19 protein-coding genes and 1 pseudogene are annotated in these 23,168 nt (G+C 42.0%); 7 read left to right on the top strand and 13 right to left on the bottom strand.

Going from position 1 to position 23,168, the window contains the following annotated elements:
* Positions 1-155: 155 nt before the first annotated feature.
* Positions 156-509 (top strand): ArsR/SmtB family transcription factor, encoded by a 354-nt coding sequence (locus tag KYJ26_RS04800; protein ID WP_159362712.1) that lies wholly within the window; start codon positions 156-158, stop codon positions 507-509.
* A 421-nt stretch (positions 510-930) separates the two neighbouring features.
* Here KYJ26_RS04800 and KYJ26_RS04795 read toward each other — a convergent pair whose 3' ends face one another.
* The 5 genes and pseudogenes from KYJ26_RS04795 to KYJ26_RS04775 form a co-directional block, all read right to left on the bottom strand.
* On the bottom strand, positions 931-3,057 hold the full coding sequence (locus KYJ26_RS04795) for a heavy metal translocating P-type ATPase (protein WP_159362713.1): 2,127 nt from the start codon (positions 3,055-3,057) through the stop codon (positions 931-933).
* Positions 3,050-3,415 carry an ArsR/SmtB family transcription factor gene (locus tag KYJ26_RS04790; RefSeq protein WP_198257889.1) on the bottom strand — a complete coding sequence of 122 codons (366 nt, stop codon included), beginning with the start codon at positions 3,413-3,415 and terminating at the stop codon, positions 3,050-3,052. The genes KYJ26_RS04795 and KYJ26_RS04790 overlap by 8 nt, the downstream gene beginning before the upstream one ends.
* A 127-nt stretch (positions 3,416-3,542) precedes the next feature.
* Positions 3,543-4,157, bottom strand: a complete 615-nt coding sequence (locus KYJ26_RS04785) for a CadD family cadmium resistance transporter (protein WP_159362715.1) — start codon at positions 4,155-4,157, stop codon at positions 3,543-3,545.
* A gap of 624 nt (positions 4,158-4,781) precedes the next feature.
* Positions 4,782-4,961 (bottom strand): annotated as a pseudogene (locus KYJ26_RS24325) (hypothetical protein); the annotation flags it as partial.
* A gap of 92 nt (positions 4,962-5,053) precedes the next feature.
* Positions 5,054-6,094 (bottom strand): flavin-containing monooxygenase, encoded by a 1,041-nt coding sequence (locus tag KYJ26_RS04775; protein ID WP_198257890.1) that lies wholly within the window; start codon positions 6,092-6,094, stop codon positions 5,054-5,056.
* 498 nt (positions 6,095-6,592) lie between these two features.
* Between KYJ26_RS04775 and KYJ26_RS04770 the strand changes: the two genes are divergently transcribed.
* The 4 genes from KYJ26_RS04770 to KYJ26_RS04755 all read left to right on the top strand — a co-directional run bounded on the left by KYJ26_RS04770 (position 6,593) and on the right by KYJ26_RS04755 (position 11,141).
* Entirely contained in the window at positions 6,593-7,999 is a 1,407-nt protein-coding gene (locus KYJ26_RS04770) for a vWA domain-containing protein (RefSeq protein WP_219166260.1), read from the top strand.
* Between the two features lie 165 nt (positions 8,000-8,164).
* Complete coding sequence (locus tag KYJ26_RS04765) at positions 8,165-9,364, top strand: lactate 2-monooxygenase (protein ID WP_219166259.1); 1,200 nt, start codon at positions 8,165-8,167, stop codon at positions 9,362-9,364.
* Between the two features lie 178 nt (positions 9,365-9,542).
* Positions 9,543-10,088, top strand: coding sequence for a GNAT family N-acetyltransferase (locus KYJ26_RS04760; RefSeq protein WP_219166258.1), 546 nt, complete (start codon positions 9,543-9,545; stop codon positions 10,086-10,088).
* A 60-nt stretch (positions 10,089-10,148) separates the two neighbouring features.
* Positions 10,149-11,141: a potassium channel family protein gene (locus KYJ26_RS04755; protein ID WP_219166257.1), complete on the top strand. Its 993-nt coding sequence runs from the start codon at positions 10,149-10,151 to the stop codon at positions 11,139-11,141.
* Here the strand turns inward: KYJ26_RS04755 and KYJ26_RS04750 are convergent.
* From KYJ26_RS04750 to KYJ26_RS04740, 3 genes are all read right to left on the bottom strand, one after another.
* Positions 11,134-11,541, bottom strand: a complete 408-nt coding sequence (locus KYJ26_RS04750) for a YugN-like family protein (RefSeq protein ID WP_219166256.1) — start codon at positions 11,539-11,541, stop codon at positions 11,134-11,136. The two genes, KYJ26_RS04755 and KYJ26_RS04750, sit on opposite strands and share 8 nt — an antisense overlap.
* A gap of 96 nt (positions 11,542-11,637) precedes the next feature.
* Positions 11,638-12,987, bottom strand: a complete 1,350-nt coding sequence (locus KYJ26_RS04745; protein WP_219166255.1) for a glucose-6-phosphate isomerase — start codon at positions 12,985-12,987, stop codon at positions 11,638-11,640.
* A 453-nt stretch (positions 12,988-13,440) separates the two neighbouring features.
* Complete coding sequence (locus KYJ26_RS04740) at positions 13,441-14,604, bottom strand: iron-containing alcohol dehydrogenase (RefSeq protein WP_219166254.1); 1,164 nt, start codon at positions 14,602-14,604, stop codon at positions 13,441-13,443.
* A gap of 201 nt (positions 14,605-14,805) precedes the next feature.
* On the opposite strand from KYJ26_RS04740, the gene KYJ26_RS04735 reads away from it, so the two are divergent.
* Complete coding sequence (locus tag KYJ26_RS04735) at positions 14,806-15,039, top strand: DUF378 domain-containing protein (protein ID WP_098350129.1); 234 nt, start codon at positions 14,806-14,808, stop codon at positions 15,037-15,039.
* 38 nt (positions 15,040-15,077) lie between these two features.
* Here KYJ26_RS04735 and KYJ26_RS04730 read toward each other — a convergent pair whose 3' ends face one another.
* The 3 genes from KYJ26_RS04730 to KYJ26_RS04720 all read right to left on the bottom strand — a co-directional run bounded on the left by KYJ26_RS04730 (position 15,078) and on the right by KYJ26_RS04720 (position 19,276).
* A complete protein-coding gene (locus KYJ26_RS04730; protein WP_219166253.1) occupies positions 15,078-16,481 on the bottom strand; it encodes an aldehyde dehydrogenase in 1,404 nt (467 codons plus the stop codon).
* A 204-nt stretch (positions 16,482-16,685) separates the two neighbouring features.
* Complete coding sequence (locus KYJ26_RS04725) at positions 16,686-17,930, bottom strand: Glu/Leu/Phe/Val family dehydrogenase (protein ID WP_219166252.1); 1,245 nt, start codon at positions 17,928-17,930, stop codon at positions 16,686-16,688.
* 152 nt (positions 17,931-18,082) lie between these two features.
* Entirely contained in the window at positions 18,083-19,276 is a 1,194-nt protein-coding gene (locus KYJ26_RS04720) for an ornithine--oxo-acid transaminase (protein WP_219166251.1), read from the bottom strand.
* 327 nt (positions 19,277-19,603) lie between these two features.
* On the opposite strand from KYJ26_RS04720, the gene KYJ26_RS04715 reads away from it, so the two are divergent.
* Complete coding sequence (locus KYJ26_RS04715; protein ID WP_219166250.1) at positions 19,604-20,986, top strand: sigma-54 interaction domain-containing protein; 1,383 nt, start codon at positions 19,604-19,606, stop codon at positions 20,984-20,986.
* 196 nt (positions 20,987-21,182) lie between these two features.
* On the opposite strand, the gene KYJ26_RS04710 is transcribed toward KYJ26_RS04715, so the two are convergent.
* Together KYJ26_RS04710 and KYJ26_RS04705 are read right to left on the bottom strand one after the other, a co-directional pair.
* Positions 21,183-22,643, bottom strand: coding sequence for a catalase (locus KYJ26_RS04710; protein ID WP_219166249.1), 1,461 nt, complete (start codon positions 22,641-22,643; stop codon positions 21,183-21,185).
* A gap of 191 nt (positions 22,644-22,834) precedes the next feature.
* Positions 22,835-23,167: a DUF779 domain-containing protein gene (locus tag KYJ26_RS04705; protein WP_219166248.1), complete on the bottom strand. Its 333-nt coding sequence runs from the start codon at positions 23,165-23,167 to the stop codon at positions 22,835-22,837.
* Position 23,168: the final 1 nt, after the last annotated feature.

Raw genomic sequence — 23,168 nt, 5'->3', positions numbered from 1 at the left:
AATGACTTTCAAATGGAAAAGGGACTCATTCTATAAAATGAGTCCCTTTTCCATTTGATTTGTGCTGAAATACACGACATAGAATACCAGATTCTGTTGGAACAGGAACCGTGATACAATGTAGATAGTTCTATTATGACTATGAGGTGACTGAATTGAAAAACACAGATATATGTGAAGTTACTTGTATAGATAGTGAAAAAGTATCCTTAATAAAGGAAAAGTTAGAAAAGCAAAATACATTTAATATTGCACAGATGTTTAAAATCCTTTCTGAAGATACACGTTTAAAAATTGCCTATGCACTTTCACTCGAAAAAGAACTTTGTGTTTGTGATGTTGCAAACATAGTAGGCTCTTCTACAGCCACCGCTTCTCACCACTTAAGATTATTAAGAAACCTGGGCTTGGCTCAATACCGAAAAGAAGGAAAACTTGTTTATTATTATCTAGTTAATGAACACATAAAGAGCTTAATACAAATTTCATTTGAATATTACCAGGAATGACTTATGCAACTATTTGTGAAATACTAAATCATTCCTAAAGGTGGTAAATACTTCTCAGTGCTTGCCAGATTCAAATAGTATTACCCTCAATACCTATGTGAAGTATAAAAAGTCATTCCTTTATGAAATGACTTTCAGACCGTAGACAAACCCCACCTTTGTGTTAAGCGTAACCCGTTCTGGTGAGAGGGAAAAAAAAGCATAACTGCAATTGCTTTTACAAGTAAAATTACAAAGTCTTTTGCAAGCAATTTTGAAGGGGAAAACGAATGAAAAACTGCACATAAAAGAGGAGCTGCAACGGGATTGCAGCTCCTCTTTTATATTATGCGTTATTCCATTAAAGCCCCTTGAATAAGACTAGCACTATAATAATAAAGCAAGAGAAACAAACAGTGTTTTCTCTTGCCATATCTTATTTTTATTCCTTTACTTTTAGTAACCGCAAACTGTTAAGGGTCACCAACAACGTAGCTCCCATGTCTGCAAAGATCGCGATCCACAATGTAAGCCATCCAGGCATAACTAACAGTAATGCAACTAATTTAATCGCTAAAGAGAAGGTAATGTTTTGCTTGATGATTGCTAAAGCCTTACGGCTTAATTTAATCGTATATGGCAATTTTCTTAAATCATCAGACATTAACGCAATATCAGCCGTTTCTAGTGCTGTATCAGTCCCAGCTCCACCCATTGCTATACCAACAGTGGAAGCAGCAAGAGCTGGTGCATCATTCACGCCATCTCCAACCATTGCGACACTTTGGTATTTTCTTCGAAATTCTTTAATGAAATTCAATTTATCTTCTGGCAGTAAATCAGCTTTAATATCCGAAACACCGACTTGTTTTCCAATTGCTTTTGCTGTCCTTTGATTGTCACCTGTCAGCATCACGGTATCAATACCCATATTATTCAACTTGCCGATGACTTCTTTAGATGATTCCCTCATTTCATCGGCTACGGCAATGAACGAAAGAATTTCTTTTTCTGTTCCTAACACCATCACTGTTTTGCCTTGTGTCTGCATCTCCGCAATTTTTTCTTTTCTATCACTAGAAATGCTTCCATGCAATTCCTCAAAAAGGTTCGGACTTCCTACATAATACATTTGGTTATTTACTTTTGCTTTTACACCTTTACCTGTAATAGATTGGAAATCATCGACCGATACATCATTGAATTTCAATCCTTTTTCTTCTGCTTTTCGCATAATAGCTGAAGCAAGAGGATGCTGTGAACCTTTTTCAATCGCTGCTGTGATTAACAATAAATCATTATCATTTTCACCAAAGTTTATGATGTCGGTAACAGCAGGTACACCTTTTGTTAATGTTCCTGTTTTATCAAAAGCAATGGCTTTAAGGGCTCCTGCTTCTTCTAAATAAATACCACCTTTAATCAAAACACCATTTCTTGCTGCATTTCCTATTGCGGTAACCACGGCAACTGGAGTTGAAACAACCAGTGCACATGGACAACCAACCACTAATACAGCTAATCCTTGATAAATCCATTCGCTCCAATCACCGCCGAATAACGGAGGAATAACTGCAATTAAGAATGCCAGAATCACAATAGCTGGTGTATAGTATTTTGCAAATTTATCGACAAACGCTTGAGAAGGTGCTCGTTCTGCTTGAGCCTCTTCCACCAAATGAATGATTTTCGATAATGTAGTATCTTCCACTCGTTTCGTTACTTTAACTTCGAGCAATCCCTCTTCATTCAAGGTGCCTGCAAAGACTTCATCATCAATCGTTTTCGTTACTGGAACACTTTCTCCTGTAATCGCAGCCTGATTTAGAGTAGAAGTGCCTTTAATGACCACTCCATCCATCGCTAATTTTTGCCCAGGCTTTACGATCATAATATCGTCCACTTGAATACCCTCAACATGGACCATCATTTCTTCATTTCCACGACGAATTAACGCTTCTTTTGGAGCAATATCCATCAATGATTCAATAGACTGCCGAGCTTTATCCATTGAATATCGTTCTAAGGCTTCGCTGACGGCAAAGAGAATAACTACCGTTGCCCCTTCACCCCATTCACCAATGATTGCAGCTCCTATAATGGCGATGGTCATTAATGTATTCATATCAAACTTTAACCGACTTAGATTTTTAAGACCTTTAATGAATAGCGAATATCCACCAATTAAAATGGATGCTGCATAACCAATCGTCGGAAGAAAATGTTCTTCCCCTAATTGCTCTCCTAAAAACCAACTAATTACAAGCAATATCGCTGAAATATAGACTTTAATATTTTCTTTTTGCTTCCAAAAAGGTTCACGTTCTACCTTTTTTTCATTTTCGTCTCGTAATTTCAAGTTTTCAAAAGCACCTGCCTTTTCAAGTGCGTCAATGGTTGTATTGCCCGTAACCGTAATTTTAGAAGCACCAAAATTAACTTTCGCATCCGAAACACCATCCAGGTGTTTCACGTTCGTTTCGAACGTTTTAGCACAGTCAGTACAGGTGAATCCTTGAACACGGAATGTTTTTGACTCTTGTTCATTGACTTTTACTTGTTCAGACATTACCTTTCCCCTCCTTTTTATGGGCTAATGAGAGCATCATTATCTGCTTGATATGTTCATCATCTAACGAATAAAATGCGAGTTTTCCCTCTTTTCGAAACTTAACGACACCTTGTTTATGAAGTTTTCTCAAATGATGGGAGGCATTTGCGACAGTAACACCTACGATATTCGCGATATCACATACACAAAGCTCTTCATCTTGGCAGAGAGCATAGGTGATTTTTGCCCTATTTTCATCAGCAATCACTTTTAACATTTGGGCAACACTAGAAATATCCACTGTTTTTAAATCTCCTTGTATACGATTCACCTTTTCTTCGTCATAGCAATAGATTTCACAAGTAGCTTTACTCATATTCTCACCTCATTCATTCAAATGTCCGCTTGAATAAAGTATACACATTCTTCGCCATTACATTCAAGTGAATCTCATACAAATCATTTCTTAATGCTTTTGTCTTGTTAACTAGTACAACTATTTATTAAAACAGGAATGTGAATAGGGCATTAAATGTTCTATTTTCAAACATAATATAAATTCCTAATCCTATGAAGACAATTGGAACAATCCAACGTTGATACTTTTCAATTTTTTCCGATATGAAATCCAAGTTGGCTAAACGATATCCGACATAGAGTAAAATTCCAATCATAATTAAAAAAGTAATGATAGAGACAATAATTTCAGTCACGTTTAATGTTGTGAAATACGGTACATAAATGGAAAAATCATCTGCACTGGAAGACAATACAATAAAAGTGACCGTTACAAATAATTGATTAAACCTACCTGAGGAAAATAACGATAAAATGTTGCCTTCATCATCCTCGTCGCCCTTAATCCATATCTTTATACCTAAGTAAATTGGTAAAAGCCCAAGTAGTCCTATAGCCCATTGTTGAGGAATTAGGTTAGTAACACCAAAAGCAACTAAAAGACTTGCTCCTATAACAATTATCGTTCCAATATACTTTCCTAACCAAATATGTTTTGCCTGTCCTTTTTTAATTTGTGAAAATAATAGAATTAAAATAACAAGGTAATCAATACCAGTTGCTACATAAATAGCTGCGGCTGTAAGTATAGTTGTTATCATTTTTCAACCTCCTCTTTCCTGTGTTTCAACACAAACTTTTGAACATTTTATGCAAACACTAGGGATATCTACTGTCTGAAATCCTGTTGTAATCGATTGATCTTTTCTTCGTCATAGCAATAGATCTCGTAAGTATTTTTTTCATATTCCCACCTCTTTTTCATTCAAACCTTTACTTGAATATAGTATACCCTTTATCCATCCCCTCATTCAAGTATCAGCTTGAATGAAAAAAGAATTGGGGAATCCCAATTCTCGCAATAAGTGTTTTTTTACAAACCTGACACGTCAGTTTAAGGTCATGTCTCTTTTGATTGTATGTAATGGATTCTTCTCTTTTAGGGGTTAATGATGTCTTTTTCTTACAAGATTTACACTGATACTTTTGAGAGCCAGTGCTGCTGAAACCCTGTTTATAAAAAGAATTGGGGTGGTTAAATGGATCTTCCATCTGGAACGGGCAGTCATCCTTATGAAGCATGAATTGTGGCTGATTACTTGAGGTGTATTAATTGGGACGAGCCTACTAATTTCATCAGCAATCGACCAATTGGAAAGAGCTAATGATCTGCAATAAAAGAGATGCCTTTTTCAGTAGCGGCAGGAACGGCTTGGCACTAAACAATACTTATCTTTTACCAGGACATAAATAAATTTAAAGTCAATCGCTTGTTCAACCTTCCTAACTAGATGATCCTCTGGAACAAGTTGGTCCAACGCAACCATTTCAATTTGATTTCTTCCATCCTCAACGTGTTTTGATAACCTTTTATATCCCCCACAAAATAATCGATTCCATTCCATTATACAAAAAAGCTTGTAGACTTGGTCTAATTCTTAGACTTTGTCTACAAGCAGAAAGTCATTCCATTATGGAATGACTTTCTGAATAAACATTATGAATTTGATTCTTTTAGTTGGGTATATATATAACTAGCATCTTCCCCTACTCCCTGAATCAAAACAGAACTTCTATTATGTTGCCAGGGTAACCCTAAAAAGAATAACCCTTTTTGGGAAGTTACACCCCTATTATGGGTCGGAAATCCTTTATCGTTGAATATTTCATTAAGCTCTATCCAGTTGTAATCTGGTTTATACCCGGTTGCCCAGACTACATTATCTACTTTTATTTGAGTTTTGTCTTCGAATAGTATGAGATTTTTTTCAGAAGAAATGGCTCGTGGTTTTAATGTTATAGTTCCATTCTTAATTAACCTTTTCAACCTATAACCAAAAATAGGGTCTGGCCTCTTTTTTAACATTTTTCCGAACAGAGAATTATGACTGGCTTTATACACTCCTAATTTATCCAAATACCAAAAGATGCTTTTATTGCCAACATCTTGTGGCAAAAACACCATTTTATGTCCGACAGATAAAAATACTTTCCTATCTTTTGATAACTCATCAGCAATTTGGGCACCGGAATTTCCTCCACCTACAACTAGAGCTGTCCCTGGTTTTAATTGGCTTGGATTTTTGTATTCTGACGAATGAATTTGTAAGACCTCTTTAGACATAAGCGATGAAAAATCAGGGATGTAAGGTTTTTGAAAAGGTCCTGTTGCCACTACAACATTATTAGCCTTTATTGAACCTTGATTGGTTTCTATTACGAATTCACCATTAATTAAAAATAATCTATTGACCTTAGTGTTCATCTGTAATGGGAGTGAGAATCTCTTTACATATTGCTTTAAGTAATCAGCAACATCATCCTTGGTAGGATATGAATCTGAATCAAGATTAAAACCTGGAAGTGAGCTAAAATAAGAAGGAGTAAACAACTGTAAAGAATCATATCGATTTTTCCACACCTCGCCAATCTCAGACAATTCATCCAAGATGAGGTAAGAAAGACTACTCTTCTTCAAGTAGTACCCCATTGAAAGCCCCGCCTGCCCCCCTCCAATGATAATTACGTCATATTTCAATTGTTATTACCTCCAGAAAAAACTCTTTTTATATATAGTACCATAAAATTCCTTTGTTCTTTTAAAGCAACAATCCCTAAGAAAAGAACCATTTCTATTTAGGTATAGCTTTATTTTAAAAATGACCACGCACATTACCATAAAAGTTCACAAAAGCACACATTTGATTATTTAATGGGGTTTTTCCGTAAATTCTTTTACATTAAAACGACCTAAATTGACTTATTTAAACGTATTTAATAACTCAACGTTCGCTGGCAGCCAAAAGGTCAGCGGTTCGATCCCGCTATGCTCCATACCGAATACATAAAAAAGGCGTCCTTATTTACGATAAGGGCGCCTTTTTTTATGTTTATCTTTTTAAGTAGCATCAATTTGTAACAGCCACTCACCCCTGCAAATTGGGTTTATCGTCCTGGTCCAAAGGGTAGTAGATAAAAAGTAAATTTTTGGATAAAATAGAACGCTGTAGAATGTCAGAGAAAGAAGGCGAAAGTTATGAAACAATTGAGACCATTATTCCTCTTATTTCTCCTCTTCATCCTTTTAACGGGATGTCAGGATGCTTCAGAAAAGGCATCCACCAAGGATAAATCCGCACAGGAGCCCGGGAAATCGACCACCTCATCAAAGAAAGTCGATGTAGCAGGAACTCTCCCTGAAGAATGGATTAATGCAAACCCGGGAGAACTCTATCAAAAATACATAGAAAAGAAAAGCTGGGCCAAAGAACCCAAAGCATATAAGGATGCCACCGGGAAAGCCATCGATGATTATATGGAACTCGCCGGCAAAGAAGGAACAGAGAAATGGACTGAACAGGAGTGGGCACACTCCATCCTCTCTAACCTCCAGACCGGATATGGAGACATTGCCTCAGAGCTTACAGATTATAAGGTTGTGTACGAGGAAATGAAATTACCCGATGGCAGGCTTCTGCAGGACATCGAAATGGATGAAATCACCCAGAAAAAAGACAAAAAGGTGAATGTCGCTTTATTGATCGATTCTAGCGGAAGCATGAAAGCCGAGGTGGACGGTGAAAGCAAGATGTCCCTTGCCAAGGAAAGCCTGGATCGTCTCGCAAAGGAACTTCCCGGATCCGTGAATGTTTCCCTAATTGCGTTCGGACACAAGGGGACAGGAAGTGATTCAGACAAAGAGATGTCATGTCAGGCCGTTGAATCATTTTACCCACTGCAGCCCTATGACGGATCCGCTTTCTCACAATCACTGTCGAAATTCGATCCCAGGGGCTGGACTCCGCTTGCAGCGAGTATTGAATTAGCCAACGAACAACTTTCTTCCCTAAGTGACGAAAATACGGAGAACTTCATCTACGTGGTGAGCGATGGGATAGAAACCTGTGAAGGCGATCCAGTGAAGGCAGCTCAAAAGGTGAAGGCTGATAACACCAATGTCAAAATCAACATCATCGGATTCGATGTGGACACTGAAGCAGATGAGCAACTTAAGAAAGTCGCCAAAGCCGGCGGTGGAGAATACTCTTCCGTCAAAACGAAACAGCAACTATCTGAGATTGAAAATGTTTGGAAAGAAGCGATCGATAAAAATACGTGGAGATGGTGGGTCGTCAACAGGTTCAGCGACAATGTATGGACGACGGTTGACCATTATAATGCGATAAGGGAAATCTTCTCCACTTATCAAAGCATGCGGCAAAATGAACAAAACAGGCTGACACAAACACTCAATCGCCTGGAAAATGAGAAACTGATTGATTCGGAGAAACGGGAGGCCATCTCTTCCCTTTTCGACGAACGTCAGGAGAAAATCAGAAATTACATGAATGACCTGGAATCCAAGAAACGGGAAGAAGTAACGACCGTGTCTGATGAGCTTGAAAAGAAGTTGGATGCAATTGAGGAGCAGGTTGGAATATAAACGGAGGAGTCCGGTCTATTGGATCGGACTTCTCCTCTTTTTAATTGATTGACTATTCTGTATAATGACGATACGATTTTCTTATAAAAGGACAGCCCGCCGATGACATACGCTTCCTTTTTCTATTCGCACCCCCGCGGCACATATAGAAAGGAGACGAATTCAATGAATCAATATGGAAATACAGCCCAAAATGAAATTTATCAAGGAAAGGTCCGTCCCTCCATTTCATTCCGGTTTGAGGAAATGGAACGACTGGCCAGGGAAAAGCTTGAGGACGGCCCTTTTTATTATGTAGCGGGTGGTGCCGGTGGCGAAGAGACGATGCGTGCCAACAGACATGCTCTAGAGAGCTGGCAGATTGTCCCCCGCATGCTGAGGAACACGGAAAATCGTGACCTCAGTGTGACACTATTGGGAGAAACCTTCCCATCCCCTCTTATGCTTGCTCCCATCGGTGTGCAATCCATTGTTCATCCGGACGGGGAACTGGCATCTGCCCGTGCGGCAGCTTCCATGAATGTTCCGTTCATTGCAAGCTCCGCCTCTACCTTTTCTTTGGAAGAAATCGCTGCCGTCATGGGTGACGCCACGAGATGGTTCCAGCTGTACTGGAGCAGGGAGCCGGAGATTGCAGCCAGCATGATCAAGAGGGCAGAATCAGCCGGATACTCTGCCATCGTCGTAACGTTGGACGCCCCGATGATGGCATGGCGTGAATCAGATCTTGAAAACACATATCTTCCATTCCTATGGGGGGAAGGCGTCGGGAATTACGTCAAAGATCCAGCCTTCCGTTCCATGCTGAAAGATCCCCCAGAGAAGGATAAGAAGGCAGCAGCGGCACTTTGGGCAAGGGTATTTGGCAATGCTGCCCTGACATGGGAAGACCTCGGGTTTCTCAGGGAACATACCAGTCTGCCGATCCTCCTGAAAGGAATCCTTCACCCTGAAGATGCTCAGCTTGCCATAGAACACGGGATCGATGGGATCATCGTCTCGAATCACGGCGGCAGACAGGTAGATGGTGCTATCGGTGCCTTAGACACATTGCCCCTGATTAGTCAGGTTGTGAACGGACGAATCCCCATCCTATTTGACAGTGGAATCAGACGTGGAGCGGATGTGGTAAAAGCACTGGCCCTGGGCGCAAGTGCGATTCTCCTGGGGAGACCCTATATGTATGGTCTGACCCTCGCCGGAGAGCAAGGGGTGAAAGATGTGATCCGGAATGTCCTGGCCGATCTTGATTTGACACTTGCCCTCTCCGGTCAAACGTCCGTTTCCGAGTTGAATCGTTCTCTTTTAATAAATGTGAGAGACTCCCAATGGCAGAAAGAAAAGACGCACAATCTTCGGGAATAAATTTCACATGAGATCGTCTCTGTCCAACCAGACAGGGGCTTTTATTTTTTTCTGGAGTAATATCCTTCACGATACTTCCTCACCAAATTGATTTCTAATGAAAAGGAAATCCATGAAACTTTCTGCTCCTCCAATAATCATTCCATGATATACTTTCTTTCACAAGGAGTTGATAATTTTGGGAAAATACCCAGTATTTGAAACAGAGAGATTGATTCTAAGACAAATCACCATGGGTGACGTTGATTTCTTATACGAGCTCTATACTTCCGAAGAGGTCCTTGCCTATTTCGGGATGAGTCCGATCGATTCAAAAGATGTAGCGGTCAGCATGGTGGAAAACTATGAAAAACATTTGGAATCAGGTGGTCCGATGCGCTTTGCCATTGTTGAAAAACAGGATGACAAGATGATCGGGACATGCGGGTTCCACGCCATATCCAAGGCATATAAACGCTGCGAGATCGGATACGATCTGACACCCGATCAATGGGGCAGAGGAATCATGGGAGAAGCACTCTCCCCGCTCATCAGCTATCTCTTTTCGGATAAAGGAATGAACCGCGTCGGAGCGGTTATCGTCCCTTATAACAAAGCTTCTTCAAGAGTGGTTGAAAAGCTTGGTTTCAAGCAGGAAGGGCTTCTGAGGGAATATATTCTCCAAGATGGCCATGCCTATGATGCCAATATGTACAGCTTATTGAAGAAAGAATGGCTTCAATAGTTATGAGACGAACCTGAAAAGGAAATAATGGTCAGTGCAGATGAAAAAGGAGCTGGTAGAATGGTACAGCAATTGTTTCATGGGTTCTTGCGCTGGCCTTTAGTTATACGTATATTCATGATTGCCATCACGCTGATGCTGTCATTTGGCACCATCATTCATTTTATAGAACCTGATACTTTCCCTTCTTTATTCGACGGGATCTGGTGGGCCATCATTACGACGTCTACTGTAGGTTACGGAGATTTCGTTCCATTAACATGGGAGGGGCGATTGCTTGGAATTGTGCTCATCCTGGTTGGTGCAGGTTTCCTTTCAACCTATTTCGTCACACTGGCAGCGGAAACCGTCATGACTCAGAATGCCTATCTGGAAGGAAAGGCCACATATAAAGGAAAAGAACATGTCGTGATTGTAGGGTGGAATGAACGGGCACGGGAAGTGATCAATCAACTGACCTCCCTTCAGTCTTCCTGTGATATTATCCTGGTCGATGAAACCCTTCAAAAGAACCCCTATAACAATCATCATATCCATTTTGTAAAGGGGACTCCTTTCAAGGACGCCATCCTGAAGAAAGTCAATTTGTATGAAGCATCAATTGCCATCATCACAGCCGATCAAAATAAAGATGAGATGACATCAGATATGAATTCCGTCTTGACGCTCCTTGCCATTAAAGGAAATCATCCCGAATTGTATACAGTGGTGGAGATCCTTCAAAAGGATCAAGTGGCAAATGCGAAGCGGGCAGGTGCGGATGAAGTCATCCAGACCAATATGCAGACAAGCTATGTGATGATGAACAGCATCATATCTCAAGGAATGTCCAAAACGATCCTAAAGCTATTGAATCATCTTAAAGGAAATAATCTGAAGCTGATTCCTGTTGCAGATGAGTACATCAATGAAAACTTCCACTCTCTTAGTGGACACCTACTCAAGAACAACATCATCCTTCTGGGCATAAAAAAAGGAGAAAACACATCCGTGAATCCTCCTTTAACGACTCTCGTTGAAGCATCAGACGAGCTGCTTGTGATTTCTAATTAGAAAACAGCGTATTCTCAAGTTCTTTGACGAGTTCTTTCCCTACGGCAACATACTCTTCTGGAAAGCTCGCATCGGGATCCTGGGGCTCTGAGAATTGATTGACGGAACCAGAGAAACTGCCCGTTGACGCGAAGTCATCCAATCCTATCTGATATTTATGGGAAAGAAGGAACGGTTTTCCGAATTCAACGGTAGCGCCTCTTGAATCCAACTGACCGTCTACAGAGGTAAACGGCACTCTTAAAAATTGATAGCCGACTTCGTCATCAATTTTATAATCAAAATAGCCGTGATCATAATCCCAATTCCCGCCGATCGAATATCCAAGCGGCTTTAATAGCTGTTCAAGTTTATACAGTTGATAATGTTTTCCTTCAATCGTCGATGAAAGCTCAATCACATGGATGCATCCCCTTTCTTTTAGGGATAGTTTCTCCCAAAGCGAAAGAAAAATGTAAAAAGAGCACCGAGTTTCCACTCGGGTGCTCTTTCTTTATTATTTAAGGCGTTTTTCAAGCTCAGCTTTCTTCTCTTCGAAACCAGGTTTTCCAAGAAGTGCAAACATATTCACTTTATACGCTTCCACTCCCGGCTGATCAAATGGATTCACTCCAAGAAGATATCCGCTCATAGCGCATGCTTTCTCGAAGAAGTACACAAGGTAACCGAATGTGTATGCATCCATGGCAGGGATCTCTACAATCAGGTTCGGAACCCCTCCATCTGTATGTGCCAGCAGTGTCCCTTCGAACGCTTTATTGTTCACAAAATCCACTGTCTCACCAGCAAGATAGTTTAATCCATCCAAATCACTGTCTGCTTTCTCAATTTTCAGCTCATGACGTGGCTCTGAAACTTTGATGGCTGTTTCAAAAATATCACGGCGTCCTTCCTGAACATATTGTCCAAGGGAATGAAGATCCGTAGAAAAGTTTGCAGATGAAGGATAAATCCCCTTCTGGTCTTTCCCTTCACTTTCTCCGAAGAGCTGCTTCCACCATTCCGCGAAATATTGCAGTCCCGGCTCGTAGTTAATGAGCATTTCGATGGTTTTACCTTTGTTGTAAAGGACATTACGAACCGCAGCGTATTGATACGCAGGATTCTCAGTCAGTTCCGATTTACCGAAATCTTCGCGAGCCTGTGCGGCACCGTTCATCATCGTTTCGATTTCCACTCCACTGACGGCAATCGGAAGCAATCCTACTGCCGTCAGCACAGAGTAACGGCCTCCGATATCATCAGGAACGACAAATGTTTCATAGCCTTCATCTGTTGCCAATGTCTTTAGGGCACCCTTTGACTTATCCGTCGTGGCATAGGTGCGTTTGCGTGCTTCTTCCACTCCGTACTTTTCTTCAAGCATATTGCGGAAGATACGGAATGCAAGAGCCGGCTCTGTCGTTGTACCTGATTTTGAGATGACGTTGATGGAGAAGTCTTTTCCATCCAGAAGATCCATTAAGTCTCTCATGTAGGTAGAGCTGATGTTTTGTCCAACGAATAACACTTGCGGTGTTGAACGTTTCTCCTTCGGCAGGGCGTTATAGAAGCTGTGGTTCAGCATCTCAATCGCTGCACGCGCACCAAGGTAGGATCCACCGATACCGATGACAAGCAGAATGTCAGAATCATTTTTAATTTTCTCAGCAGATTTTTGAATGCGGGAAAATTCCTCTTTGTCATAGTCTACAGGAAGGTCGATCCAACCAAGGAAGTCGTTCCCTGCACCTGTTTGTTCATGTAGTGAATGATGAGCGACCTTCACGGCATCACTTAAGTATGTAAGTTCGTGTTCTCCAAAAAACGATAACGCTTTTGAATAATCAAAACGAATGTGTGTCATAACCATCCTCCGATTAAATAATTATTTTCTTCTATCTCACTTTATCGAAAGCTGACGAGAGAATCAAGAAAGCTCCCTTTATGTAAGCGCGTGCATTGTAAACTTTTTATCGATGTCTTGCCTCACCTGTTTATGTTCCCCTAATTACTGGGAAGAAAACCGTCTTTTATAGGAACTTATGAAGGGAAAATGGGGAATCCGGAGTGGAAGTGGTGGAATCTTGGGGAAACCGTTGAAGCTTCGGAAGGCGGATACATTGGAATTCAGCCGAAATGGGTTTGAATCCAGCCGATTTGTGCACTTATCCAGCCGAAACGAGCCGAAAACCAGCCGAATTCTACAACAATCCAGCCGAAAACACTCCAAATCCAGCCAATTAACTAAATTTACCAAAACACCCGCTAAAAAAGAGGGACGGACCTCTCTTCACGAGGTCCGTCCCTCCCCATTTATTTACAGTGATGCTCTCAAAATGGCAAGTACGTCTTCTTTGTTCAGTTTGTTGAAGTTACCGAATTCTCCGTTCACCATTGCTTTGTCGGCCATAAGGTCGATCTGGCTATCATCGATATCATAGTCCGCAAGGCGTGTTGGAGCTCCAAGGCTTGACCAGAATTCACGAAGCTTATCAATTCCTTCAAGGGCCACTTCTTCTTCCGATTTACCAGCGGGATCGACGTTGAATACGCGTTCTGCCAGCTGAGCAAATCGAGAAGGATTCACTTTCAGATTATGCTTCATCCAGTTCGGGAAGATGATTGCAAGTCCACCTGCATGAGGGATGTCATATACAGCAGACACGGCATGCTCGATATTATGACTTGCCCAGTCACCGTTGTATCCCATTTGCAGCATTCCGTTAAGTGCGATTGTACCAGAGTATAAAATGGTCTCGCGAAGCTCATAGTTTTCAAGATCATTGATCAACTTAGGAGCCGTTTCGATAACGGTATTCAGTACCGATTCACACATACGGTCCTGAAGCGGTGTGTTTGTGGCATTATTGAAGTACTGCTCAAACACGTGACTCATCATATCAACCATTCCATAGATTGTATGATCCTTCGGTACTGTGAAGGTATTTTCAGGATCAAGAATCGAGAATTGCGGGAATGTGACCGGGCTTCCCCAACCGTATTTCTCATTCGTTTCCCAGTTCGTGATGACCGATCCGGCATTCATTTCAGAACCAGTGGCAGCAAGGGTAAGAACCGTTCCGAATGGAAGAGCTTCTTTTGCAAAAGCCTTCTTCGTCACAAGATCCCAGGCATCTCCGTCATATTTTGCACCGGCTGCGATGGCTTTCGTACAATCGATGACGCTTCCGCCACCAACCGCAAGGATGAAATCGATATTATTTTCTTTAGCGATTTCCACTCCACGTCTAACAGTGGAAAGACGCGGGTTCGGTTCAACGCCTGATAATTCGAAAACTTCACTATCGATGCCTTTAAGGAGCGACATGACCTGATCATAAAGACCATTACGTTTGATGCTGCCTCCGCCGTAAACAACAAGCACCTTTTTACCATATTGAGGTACCAATTCTTTTAATTGTTCTACTTGTCCTTTACCAAAAATTAATTTAGTCGGATTATAAAAAGTAAATTCATTCATTGTTTGTTACCTCCCTGTATTTAATAAGGGCCGACATCTTTCGTTACCCAAAATGTTTTGAACACATTTTCTATTATCGAATATATCATCCCCAAATTGCAAAGAAACTGCACAAGGAAATTTTATTATGGGCACATTGAATAGGAATGTTCACGAAGGGAAACGTATAAATGAGCCATTGAATAGTAGGAGGAAAACAACATGAGTGGAATTCAACGTATTGCATTGGTTCTTACGATCATCGGTGCTGTCAACTGGGGACTTATCGGTTTCTTTCAATTTGATCTTGTTGCAGCCATCTTTGGTGGTCAAGATGCAGCTTTATCCCGTATTGTTTACGGTTTAGTCGGAATTGCAGGTCTCATAAACCTTGGTCTGTTATTCAAACCGACGGAAGAGCTTGAAAGAGAACCACATACAGAACCAACGAGATAAATGCACACAAAAGGTGACCCCATCCGGGTCACCTTTCTTTATTTCAACAACTTTTTAATGATCTGCATACCGAATCGCCCGCTAGGATATCGGAAACTCATATCGAATTTCGTCGTCTGTTTCAAGATGCTCTTGTAGTGGGAGAAGGTTGAGAAACTTGATTCACCGTGATAATTCCCGATACCACTTTCCCCAACCCCACCAAAAGGAAGATAAGGCGTTACGATGTGCATGAGGGTATCATTTACACACCCTCCTCCGTAGGAAATCGATCCGTTGATCTTTTCTTCTGTAATGGGATTGCTTGTAAACAAATATAATGCCAGCGGTTTCGGCCGTTCTGTCACAAAGTCAATGACTTCCTCAATTTCCTCAAATTCTATCATTGGAAAAACAGGGCCGAATATTTCATCCTGCATCACCGGTACTGAAAAATCTCTCGGCTTCATCAGGGTTGGCTCTATTTTTAAACTTGCAGAATCCACATTTCCTCCCAGAAGGATTTCCCCATCTTCCAAATAACTGGTCAAACGATCGAAGTGCCGCTCGTTTACAATCCGACCGAATTTATCACTTTTCATAGGTTCTGTTCCATAGAAGTCAATCACCGTTTTCTTAAATTCGGTGATGAATTCATCCTTCTTACTGCTATGGATGAATAGATAGTCCGGAGCAATGCAGGTCTGACCTGCGTTCGTCACCTTACCGAAAGCAATCCTCTTGGCCGCAAGAGGGATATCTGCCGTTTCGTCCACGATGCAAGGGCTTTTCCCTCCGAGTTCAAGGGTAACAGGGATTAACTGCTTGGCTGCAGCTTCCATGACTACTTTCCCAACAGGCACACTCCCTGTGAAAAAGATATAATCAAACGATTGCTTCAGAAGGGTCTGTGTCGTCTCCACTCCCCCCTCAATGACGAAGAGCTGTCTCGGGTCAAAGTGTGTGTTGATCATTTGAGCCAATAATGCAGAAGTGGTAGGAGTTAGTTCTGACGGCTTTATGATAGCGGTATTCCCTGCTGCGATCGCTCCGATGACCGGTGCAAGCGCCAGCTGAATCGGATAGTTCCATGGCGCGATGATCAAAGTGACTCCGTAGGGCTCCGGTACCGTGTACGCTTTTGAACCGATATGGGTCTTCGCTGTTTTCACTTTTTTCGGTTCAGCCCACTCGTCAATATGCTTGAGAACGAATCGAATTTCCTCCAGTAGGATCCCAATCTCTGTCGCATACGTTTCCATCTCTGACTTATTTAAATCTTTTTTCAGTGCATCGATTATCTCTGTTTCATGATTTTTGATGACGGTGGAGAATTTCTCCAACAGTTCTTTTCTGTATTCAATGGGTCTTGTCACCCCAGATTTGAAAAATTGCTTATGTTGTTGAAGGCTGGATTCGATCGCTTCAGATGAAGCTTCCTCTATGAATAATTCAGTAGACATTTGGTTCCCTCCGAATCTAAAATGTTTAACAGTTTAAACATAAGAACATAAATATCGTACGACGAAACTACCCCTATGTCAATTTCAATGATCTTACCCTAAATCAACGCTTTTTAATCATTTCTACATTTTTGGCTAAATTCCTTTAAAGACGCAAAAAGAACGTACCCATTATGAGGATACGTTCTCTGATTCATGCGATCGTTACACCCAACCTCTAAATCTTGAGGCTTCAGCCATTTTGCGTGCGCCGACCATGTATGCGGCTAGTCGCATATTCACTCGACGATTCTGAGATGTTTCGTATACATTGTTGAAAGCTTCGACAAGTTTAGCATAAAGCTTCTCGTTTACTTCTTCTTCCGTCCAGTAATACCCCTGATTATTCTGAACCCATTCGAAGTAAGAAACCGTTACTCCACCGGCACTTGCAAGTACGTCGGGAACAAGGAGGATTCCTCTCTCGGACAGGATTCGTGTTGCTTCAAAGGTAGTCGGACCGTTTGCAGCTTCTACTACAATGGATGCTTTAATATCATAGACATTCTCTTCCGTGATCTGGTTGGAAATCGCAGCAGGTACAAGGATGTCACACTCGAGCTCCAATAATTCTTTATTCGAAATCGTGTTTTCAAATAAAGTCGTGACCGTACCAAAGCTATCACGGCGGTCCAATAGATAATCAATATCCAGACCGGCCGGATCATGGAGGGCACCATGGGCATCGGAAATAGCGATTACCTTGGCACCTGCATCGTGCATGAACTTCGCTAAGAAACTGCCGGCATTCCCAAACCCCTGGATGACGACGCGGGCACCTTTAATATCGATGCCACGCTTCTTTGCTGCCTGTTCAATACAGATGGTCACACCTTGAGCTGTTGCCTTCTCACGACCTTGGGAACCACCAAGGACAATCGGTTTTCCCGTAATGAATCCTGGTGAATCATTCTCACGGAGACGGCTGTATTCATCCATCATCCATGCCATGATCTGAGAGTTTGTGTACACATCTGGAGCAGGGATATCCTTTGTCGGACCGACAATCTGACTGATGGCACGGACGTATCCGCGACTGAGCTTCTCCAGTTCAGTGAAAGACATCGTTCTCGGATCACAGATGATCCCGCCCTTCCCTCCACCATATGGCAGATCCACAATGCCGCACTTCAAGCTCATCCACATAGATAAAGCCTTCACTTCCTCTTCATCGACTTCAGGATGGAATCGTACGCCACCTTTGGTAGGACCTACTGCATCATTATGTTGAGCACGGTAGCCTGTAAATACTTTGATACTGCCATCGTCCATTCGAACCGGGATACGTACGGTCAACATACGAACCGGCTCTTTCAGAAGTTCATACATTTCTTCCGTATATCCAAGCTTTGATAAAGCATCATTGATGACATGCTGTGTAGAAGTAAACAGATTAAGGTTTTCTCCCATTGTAAACATTCGCCTCTTTATTATGTGATCTGAAACGTTGTAATTGTAACATATTACCGTATCTTAAACCATTGACTTGGGAAAGAAATAATTTTTATTTTCCTGCTTTTTTTGACCTGTTTCAGGAAAAAATCTTTTTACCCGAAGACGTATTAAGACAATACTTTCTTGATTCTCTCAATGGCCCAATCAAGGTCTTCCTGTGAGATGACAAGTGGCGGGGCAAAGCGAATCACCGTGTCATGTGTTTCTTTACAAAGCAATCCTTCTTCTTTCAGCTGTTCACAGTATTTACGGGCTGGTTCATTCAGTTCAACCCCGATAAACAATCCACTACCACGAACTTCCTTAATCATAGGATTATCTATCTCACGAAGTTTACTCATGAAGTATTCTCCCATTTGAAGAGAACGGCCTGCAAGATCTTCATCGATCAAGACATCCAGTGATGCAACGGAAACGGCACATGCCATTGGGTTCCCCCCGAAAGTAGATCCATGTGAACCTGGATTGAATACGCCCAGCACTTCTTCATCTGCCACAACACATGAAATCGGGAATACTCCCCCACCCAGTGCTTTTCCAAGGATGTACATGTCAGGGTCGACATCTTCCCACTCACAAGCAAACATTTTTCCAGATCGGGCAAGACCTGCCTGGATTTCATCCGCGATGAATAGAACGTTATTTTCCTTACATAATTCATATGCCGCTTTCATGAACCCTTTAGGTGGGAAAACGATTCCTGCTTCACCCTGGATCGGTTCAATGAGAAACGCTGCTGTGTTTGGAGTGATCGCTTCTTTCAAAGCTTCAAGATCACCGTAAGGAATCAGATTGATCCCAGGAAGCATCGGACCGAACCCACGCTTGTATTCTTCTTCTGAAGAAAGGGAAACAGCTGTCATCGTCCTTCCGTGGAAATTCCCGTTACATGCGATGATTTCTGCACTATTCTCTGCTACACCCTTCACATCATATGCCCAGCGGCGAGCCGTCTTGATTGCCGTTTCCACTGCCTCGGCACCTGTGTTCATCGGAAGGGCCATGTCTTTACCTGTCAGCTGACAAATCTTTTCATACCAAGGAGCCAATTGATCATTATGGAACGCACGTGAAGTCAAAGTCACACGATCTGCCTGATCTTTTAACGCCTGGATGATCTTTGGATGACGGTGACCCTGGTTTACCGCCGAATAGGCACTAAGCATATCCATATATTTATTTCCTTCAGGATCCTTGACCCATACACCTTCTGCTTCTGAGATAACGATTGGTAGGGGATGATAGTTCTTTGCACCATACTTTTCCGTTTGTTCGATGATCGAATGAGTACTAACTGCCATGAAAAATTCCTCCTAACGTGATAAAAAGCGATTGAATATTTAAATACAAGGAGAGAGCAACTGTATCCATAGGCTCCTCCTGTTTCCACTCTTAATCTGGAGTGAAAAGGTCATTATCAGATATGCAAAAAAAATTTGCATTTAGAAAACCCTTACACTTATAATAATGCAAAAGATAGTTGCGTTTTTCAAGAGTTTTTTAAAAATTTTCTATTATCCCATTCTTTTTCTAAAAATAACCTGAATTGACCTTTGAATTGACGATAAATTTGCACGAAATGGAACGCTCCAGACATTCCAATCGATATTGAAGAGGAGAGAGACCGTATGCTGGAATTTGAAAAACGGTTGTATATGTACGAAAAGGTTGCCGAACATCTTGAATCAGGCGTCCATGTCATCGACTCGACGGGAAGGACCATCATCTACAATCGCAAGATGCGGGAAATTGAAGGGATGGAAATCGAAGACGTCCTGGATAAAAATCTGCTGGATGTCTTCCAGTTTCACTCAGAGGAAGAAAGCACCCTGTTGAAAGTCTTGAACACAAATGAGCCCACCCTCAATGTGAAGCAAACGTATTTCAATATGAACGGGATTGAAATCACGACGATGAATGATACTTTTCCGATTTTTCACGGTGATGTACTGATTGGGGCCATTGAAATTGCAAGGGATATCACCAAACTTGAAAAGGTGATGAGGGACCAGGTACATAAAAAGCCAAGCAGCTTTTTCACTTTTGACAGCATCATCGGGCATCACCCCCGACTAATGGATGCCGTAGAAACCGGCAGGCAGGCGACGAGGACCTCTTCCCCAGTATTGATTTGCGGTGAAATCGGGACCGGGAAAGAACTCTTTGCCCAGAGCATTCACAACGACAGCGCCCGTGCCAATCGTCCTTTCGTCACCCTGAATTGTTCTTCCTTAAGTGACGACATGCTCGAAGAAGCGTTATTTCAGGATCTAAAAGAACAAAGCAATCCAGAAGACCGCCGCCCCTCCCTCTTCCACCAGGCTCAGGGAGGAACGCTGTTGCTCGACGAAATCAACTCATTATCCCCTTCCCTTCAAGAGAAGCTCTTAAACTTCTTCTCCGAAGGGAGTGACCTTCCATTTGACGTCCGGGTGATGGCGACCGTGAACGAAGATCCCATCGACGCCATTGCAGAGGGCCGTCTTTTGAAGGATCTTTACTATCGTCTTAGCATCGTGTCTGTTTTCATCCCTTCTCTCCGTTCGAGAAAAGGCGATCTGCCGGAGCTTGTGGACTATTTCATCGATCAGTTCAACCATCATTTTGCGATGAACATCAAAGGGATATCCGATGAGGTCCATGGCATCTTCCAACAATATGACTGGCCGGGAAACGTCCGGGAACTTAAACATGTTATAGAAGGTGCATTTAATTTGGTGAGGTTCGAAGAGAAAATCGGCTTCAGCCACCTTCCATTTGGATTCAGGCAGAGGATTCATCATACAGCCGGCGGTGAAGAAAGTCAGGATGAATCCGAGTTCCTCTACCAATCGGGGACCGAAATCAAGCCATTGGAGATATTCATGGAGGAAGCGGAAACCTATTATATACAGAAAGCATTGAAGTACCATGAATTTAATATCACCAAAACCGCCAAATCATTGGGGATGAGCAGGCAGAATCTGCAGTATAGGATACGGAAGTACGGGATTGAGCGGAATTCATTTTAATTGGTTTGATGCCACTTTCTTTTTCGGGAAGTGGTTTTTTTCGCGGAGAGGTGTGTTTAGGACGGAGTTGCCTGGGGGATTTTGTCGATTTAGGTAGAATGGTCGATATCTGATCACACCCACCATCCCCCCCTATCTTCTTTAACCAAAACAATGTACCAGACCCCATCATGAGCGAGTCTGGTACTCTTCCGTTTTATGACATATGTTGTAAATATGGAGTTAAATCCACACCGATTCGCTTAGCCAGCTTCTTACCGAGCTCAACATCCGCACGGAAAAAATTACATACGGCGCGGAGGGCTATTCTTTCGTCAATGATGGATAGCTCCGCAGAAATATTTTTCAAAACCTGCTCTTTCACTTCAGCCGGGTAACTTCTATAAATGATTCCCGCCTGGCCGAAGTCATCTGTTTTCCGTATCTTCTGCCTTCCTCGTTCACCCGTCATCGGCTGGTGAACTTCTGTATAACCCTCAACCTCTTTCGGCGTATCGGCAAAGCTGTTCGGCTCATAGTTCACTGATCCGGTTTGCTGTTTGAAAGGCATATGACCATCCCTTTGGTTATTGGCCACTTGGGCGAAGGGGCAATTGATCGGAAGCTGCATGTAATTTGCGCCGATCCGGTAACGTTGTGTATCAGAATATGAGAATAGCCTTCCTTGAAGTAATTTATCTTCAGATGGAAGCATCCCGTTCACTAACACCCCGGGATTAAAGCCGACTGACTCTGTTTCAGCAAAGATGTTTTCAGGATTTTTATTTAATATCATAGTTCCTACAAATTGTGAGGGGATGTCGTCTTCTGGCCAATCCTTGGTTGCATCCAGAGGATCGAAATCGAATTCATCCATCTCCATCGGATCCAGTACTTGAACATATAGATCCCATTCAGGGAAATTCCCTTTCTCAATTGACTCATATAAATCGCGACTCGCATGATTAAAGTCCTTCCCTTGAATTTCTTCTGCTTTTTCAGATGATAGATTTTCGATGCCTTGCTTAGGTTTCCACCCTAATTTTACATATACGGTATTCCCTGCTTCGTTTACCCACTTATAAGCATGTACACTCGAACCGCGCATTTGTCTGTAATTAGCCGGTATCCCCTCATCTGTATAGAGATGAAGCAGCATATTTGTTGATTCCGGTGTCAAGGACATGAAATCCCAGTATCTTTCAGGTTCCTGAATATTCGTTTGAGGATTTGGCTTTAAAGAATGGACCATGTCAGGAAATTTCATGGCATCCCGAATGAAGAAAACAGGAAGGTTATTCCCTACGAAATCCCAGTTTCCCTCTTCTGTATAAAATTTGACCGCAAACCCACGGGGATCGCGAAGGGTTTCCGGGGAATGTTGACCATGGACCACCGTAGAGAAACGGGCGAATACAGGGGTTTCTTTACCGGCATCCTGAAAAATAGCTGCTTTTGTATATTTTTTCATACTGTTTTTAGTAATGAAGATTCCATGTGCTCCTGCTCCCCTTGCATGAACTACTCTCTCAGGAACCCTTTCTCTATCAAAGTGCGCCAGTTTCTCAATTAGCTGATAATCTTCCAGCAGCGTAGGACCTCTTTCTCCTGCTGTAATAGAATTCTGATTATCTCCGATCGGGGCTCCCTGGTTCGTTGTTAGCTTTCTTCTATCCATTTCTTCCACTCCTCTAGTTTATAATTATTATTAAGTAATTATAGTTATATTTTATCTATCTGATCACAAAAGTCAATTACAAATTATAATAATTTTAAATTAATAATTACTTAAAATAACGTATCCAGGCATAAAAATAGAGACAACCTATACAATAGGCTGCCTCTTAATTGAATTTCAGAAATCTTGTGTCATGCTTTAATTAATTTAGAATCCGTTATAAAGCGTACGCCTTCCGTGGATTCCAGGGAAAATACTCCTCCTCTACCTTCCCTTACATCCAATATAATCCTAAAGTGCTTCCAATACTCATATTGCTGCTCATTCATATAGAAAGGACAGTCGGCTACAGTACCTACCAATACATCACTGTCTCCGATGATCAGGTCATCTTGACTTAAGCACATGGGAGAACTGCCATCACAACATCCTCCAGACTGGTGAAACAAAAGGGCGCCGTGCTTACCCTTTAACGTTTCAATCAGCTGGAGCGCCTGCTCCGTCGCCTCTAGTCTCTGTTCCATT

This window comes from Rossellomorea orangium (assembly GCF_019334305.1).
Lineage (GTDB): Bacteria > Bacillota > Bacilli > Bacillales > Bacillaceae_B > Rossellomorea.
Note: the sequence above shows the minus strand (reverse complement) of the source record. Positions and strands in the feature narration are given on the sequence as shown.

Coding starts and splice junctions, on each gene's coding strand:
- KYJ26_RS04705 (WP_219166248.1), bottom strand. CDS start 23,167: ATGGAACAGAGACTAGAGGCGACGGAGCAGGCGCTCCAGCTGATTGAA.
- KYJ26_RS04755 (WP_219166257.1), top strand. CDS start 10,149: ATGGTACAGCAATTGTTTCATGGGTTCTTGCGCTGGCCTTTAGTTATA.
- KYJ26_RS04735 (WP_098350129.1), top strand. CDS start 14,806: ATGAGTGGAATTCAACGTATTGCATTGGTTCTTACGATCATCGGTGCT.
- KYJ26_RS04725 (WP_219166252.1), bottom strand. CDS start 17,930: ATGGGAGAAAACCTTAATCTGTTTACTTCTACACAGCATGTCATCAAT.
- KYJ26_RS04715 (WP_219166250.1), top strand. CDS start 19,604: ATGCTGGAATTTGAAAAACGGTTGTATATGTACGAAAAGGTTGCCGAA.
- KYJ26_RS04745 (WP_219166255.1), bottom strand. CDS start 12,987: ATGACACACATTCGTTTTGATTATTCAAAAGCGTTATCGTTTTTTGGA.
- KYJ26_RS04765 (WP_219166259.1), top strand. CDS start 8,165: ATGAATCAATATGGAAATACAGCCCAAAATGAAATTTATCAAGGAAAG.
- KYJ26_RS04710 (WP_219166249.1), bottom strand. CDS start 22,643: ATGGATAGAAGAAAGCTAACAACGAACCAGGGAGCCCCGATCGGAGAT.
- KYJ26_RS04795 (WP_159362713.1), bottom strand. CDS start 3,057: ATGTCTGAACAAGTAAAAGTCAATGAACAAGAGTCAAAAACATTCCGT.
- KYJ26_RS04785 (WP_159362715.1), bottom strand. CDS start 4,157: ATGATAACAACTATACTTACAGCCGCAGCTATTTATGTAGCAACTGGT.
- KYJ26_RS04730 (WP_219166253.1), bottom strand. CDS start 16,481: ATGTCTACTGAATTATTCATAGAGGAAGCTTCATCTGAAGCGATCGAA.
- KYJ26_RS04740 (WP_219166254.1), bottom strand. CDS start 14,604: ATGAATGAATTTACTTTTTATAATCCGACTAAATTAATTTTTGGTAAA.
- KYJ26_RS04790 (WP_198257889.1), bottom strand. CDS start 3,415: ATGAGTAAAGCTACTTGTGAAATCTATTGCTATGACGAAGAAAAGGTG.
- KYJ26_RS04770 (WP_219166260.1), top strand. CDS start 6,593: ATGAAACAATTGAGACCATTATTCCTCTTATTTCTCCTCTTCATCCTT.
- KYJ26_RS04720 (WP_219166251.1), bottom strand. CDS start 19,276: ATGGCAGTTAGTACTCATTCGATCATCGAACAAACGGAAAAGTATGGT.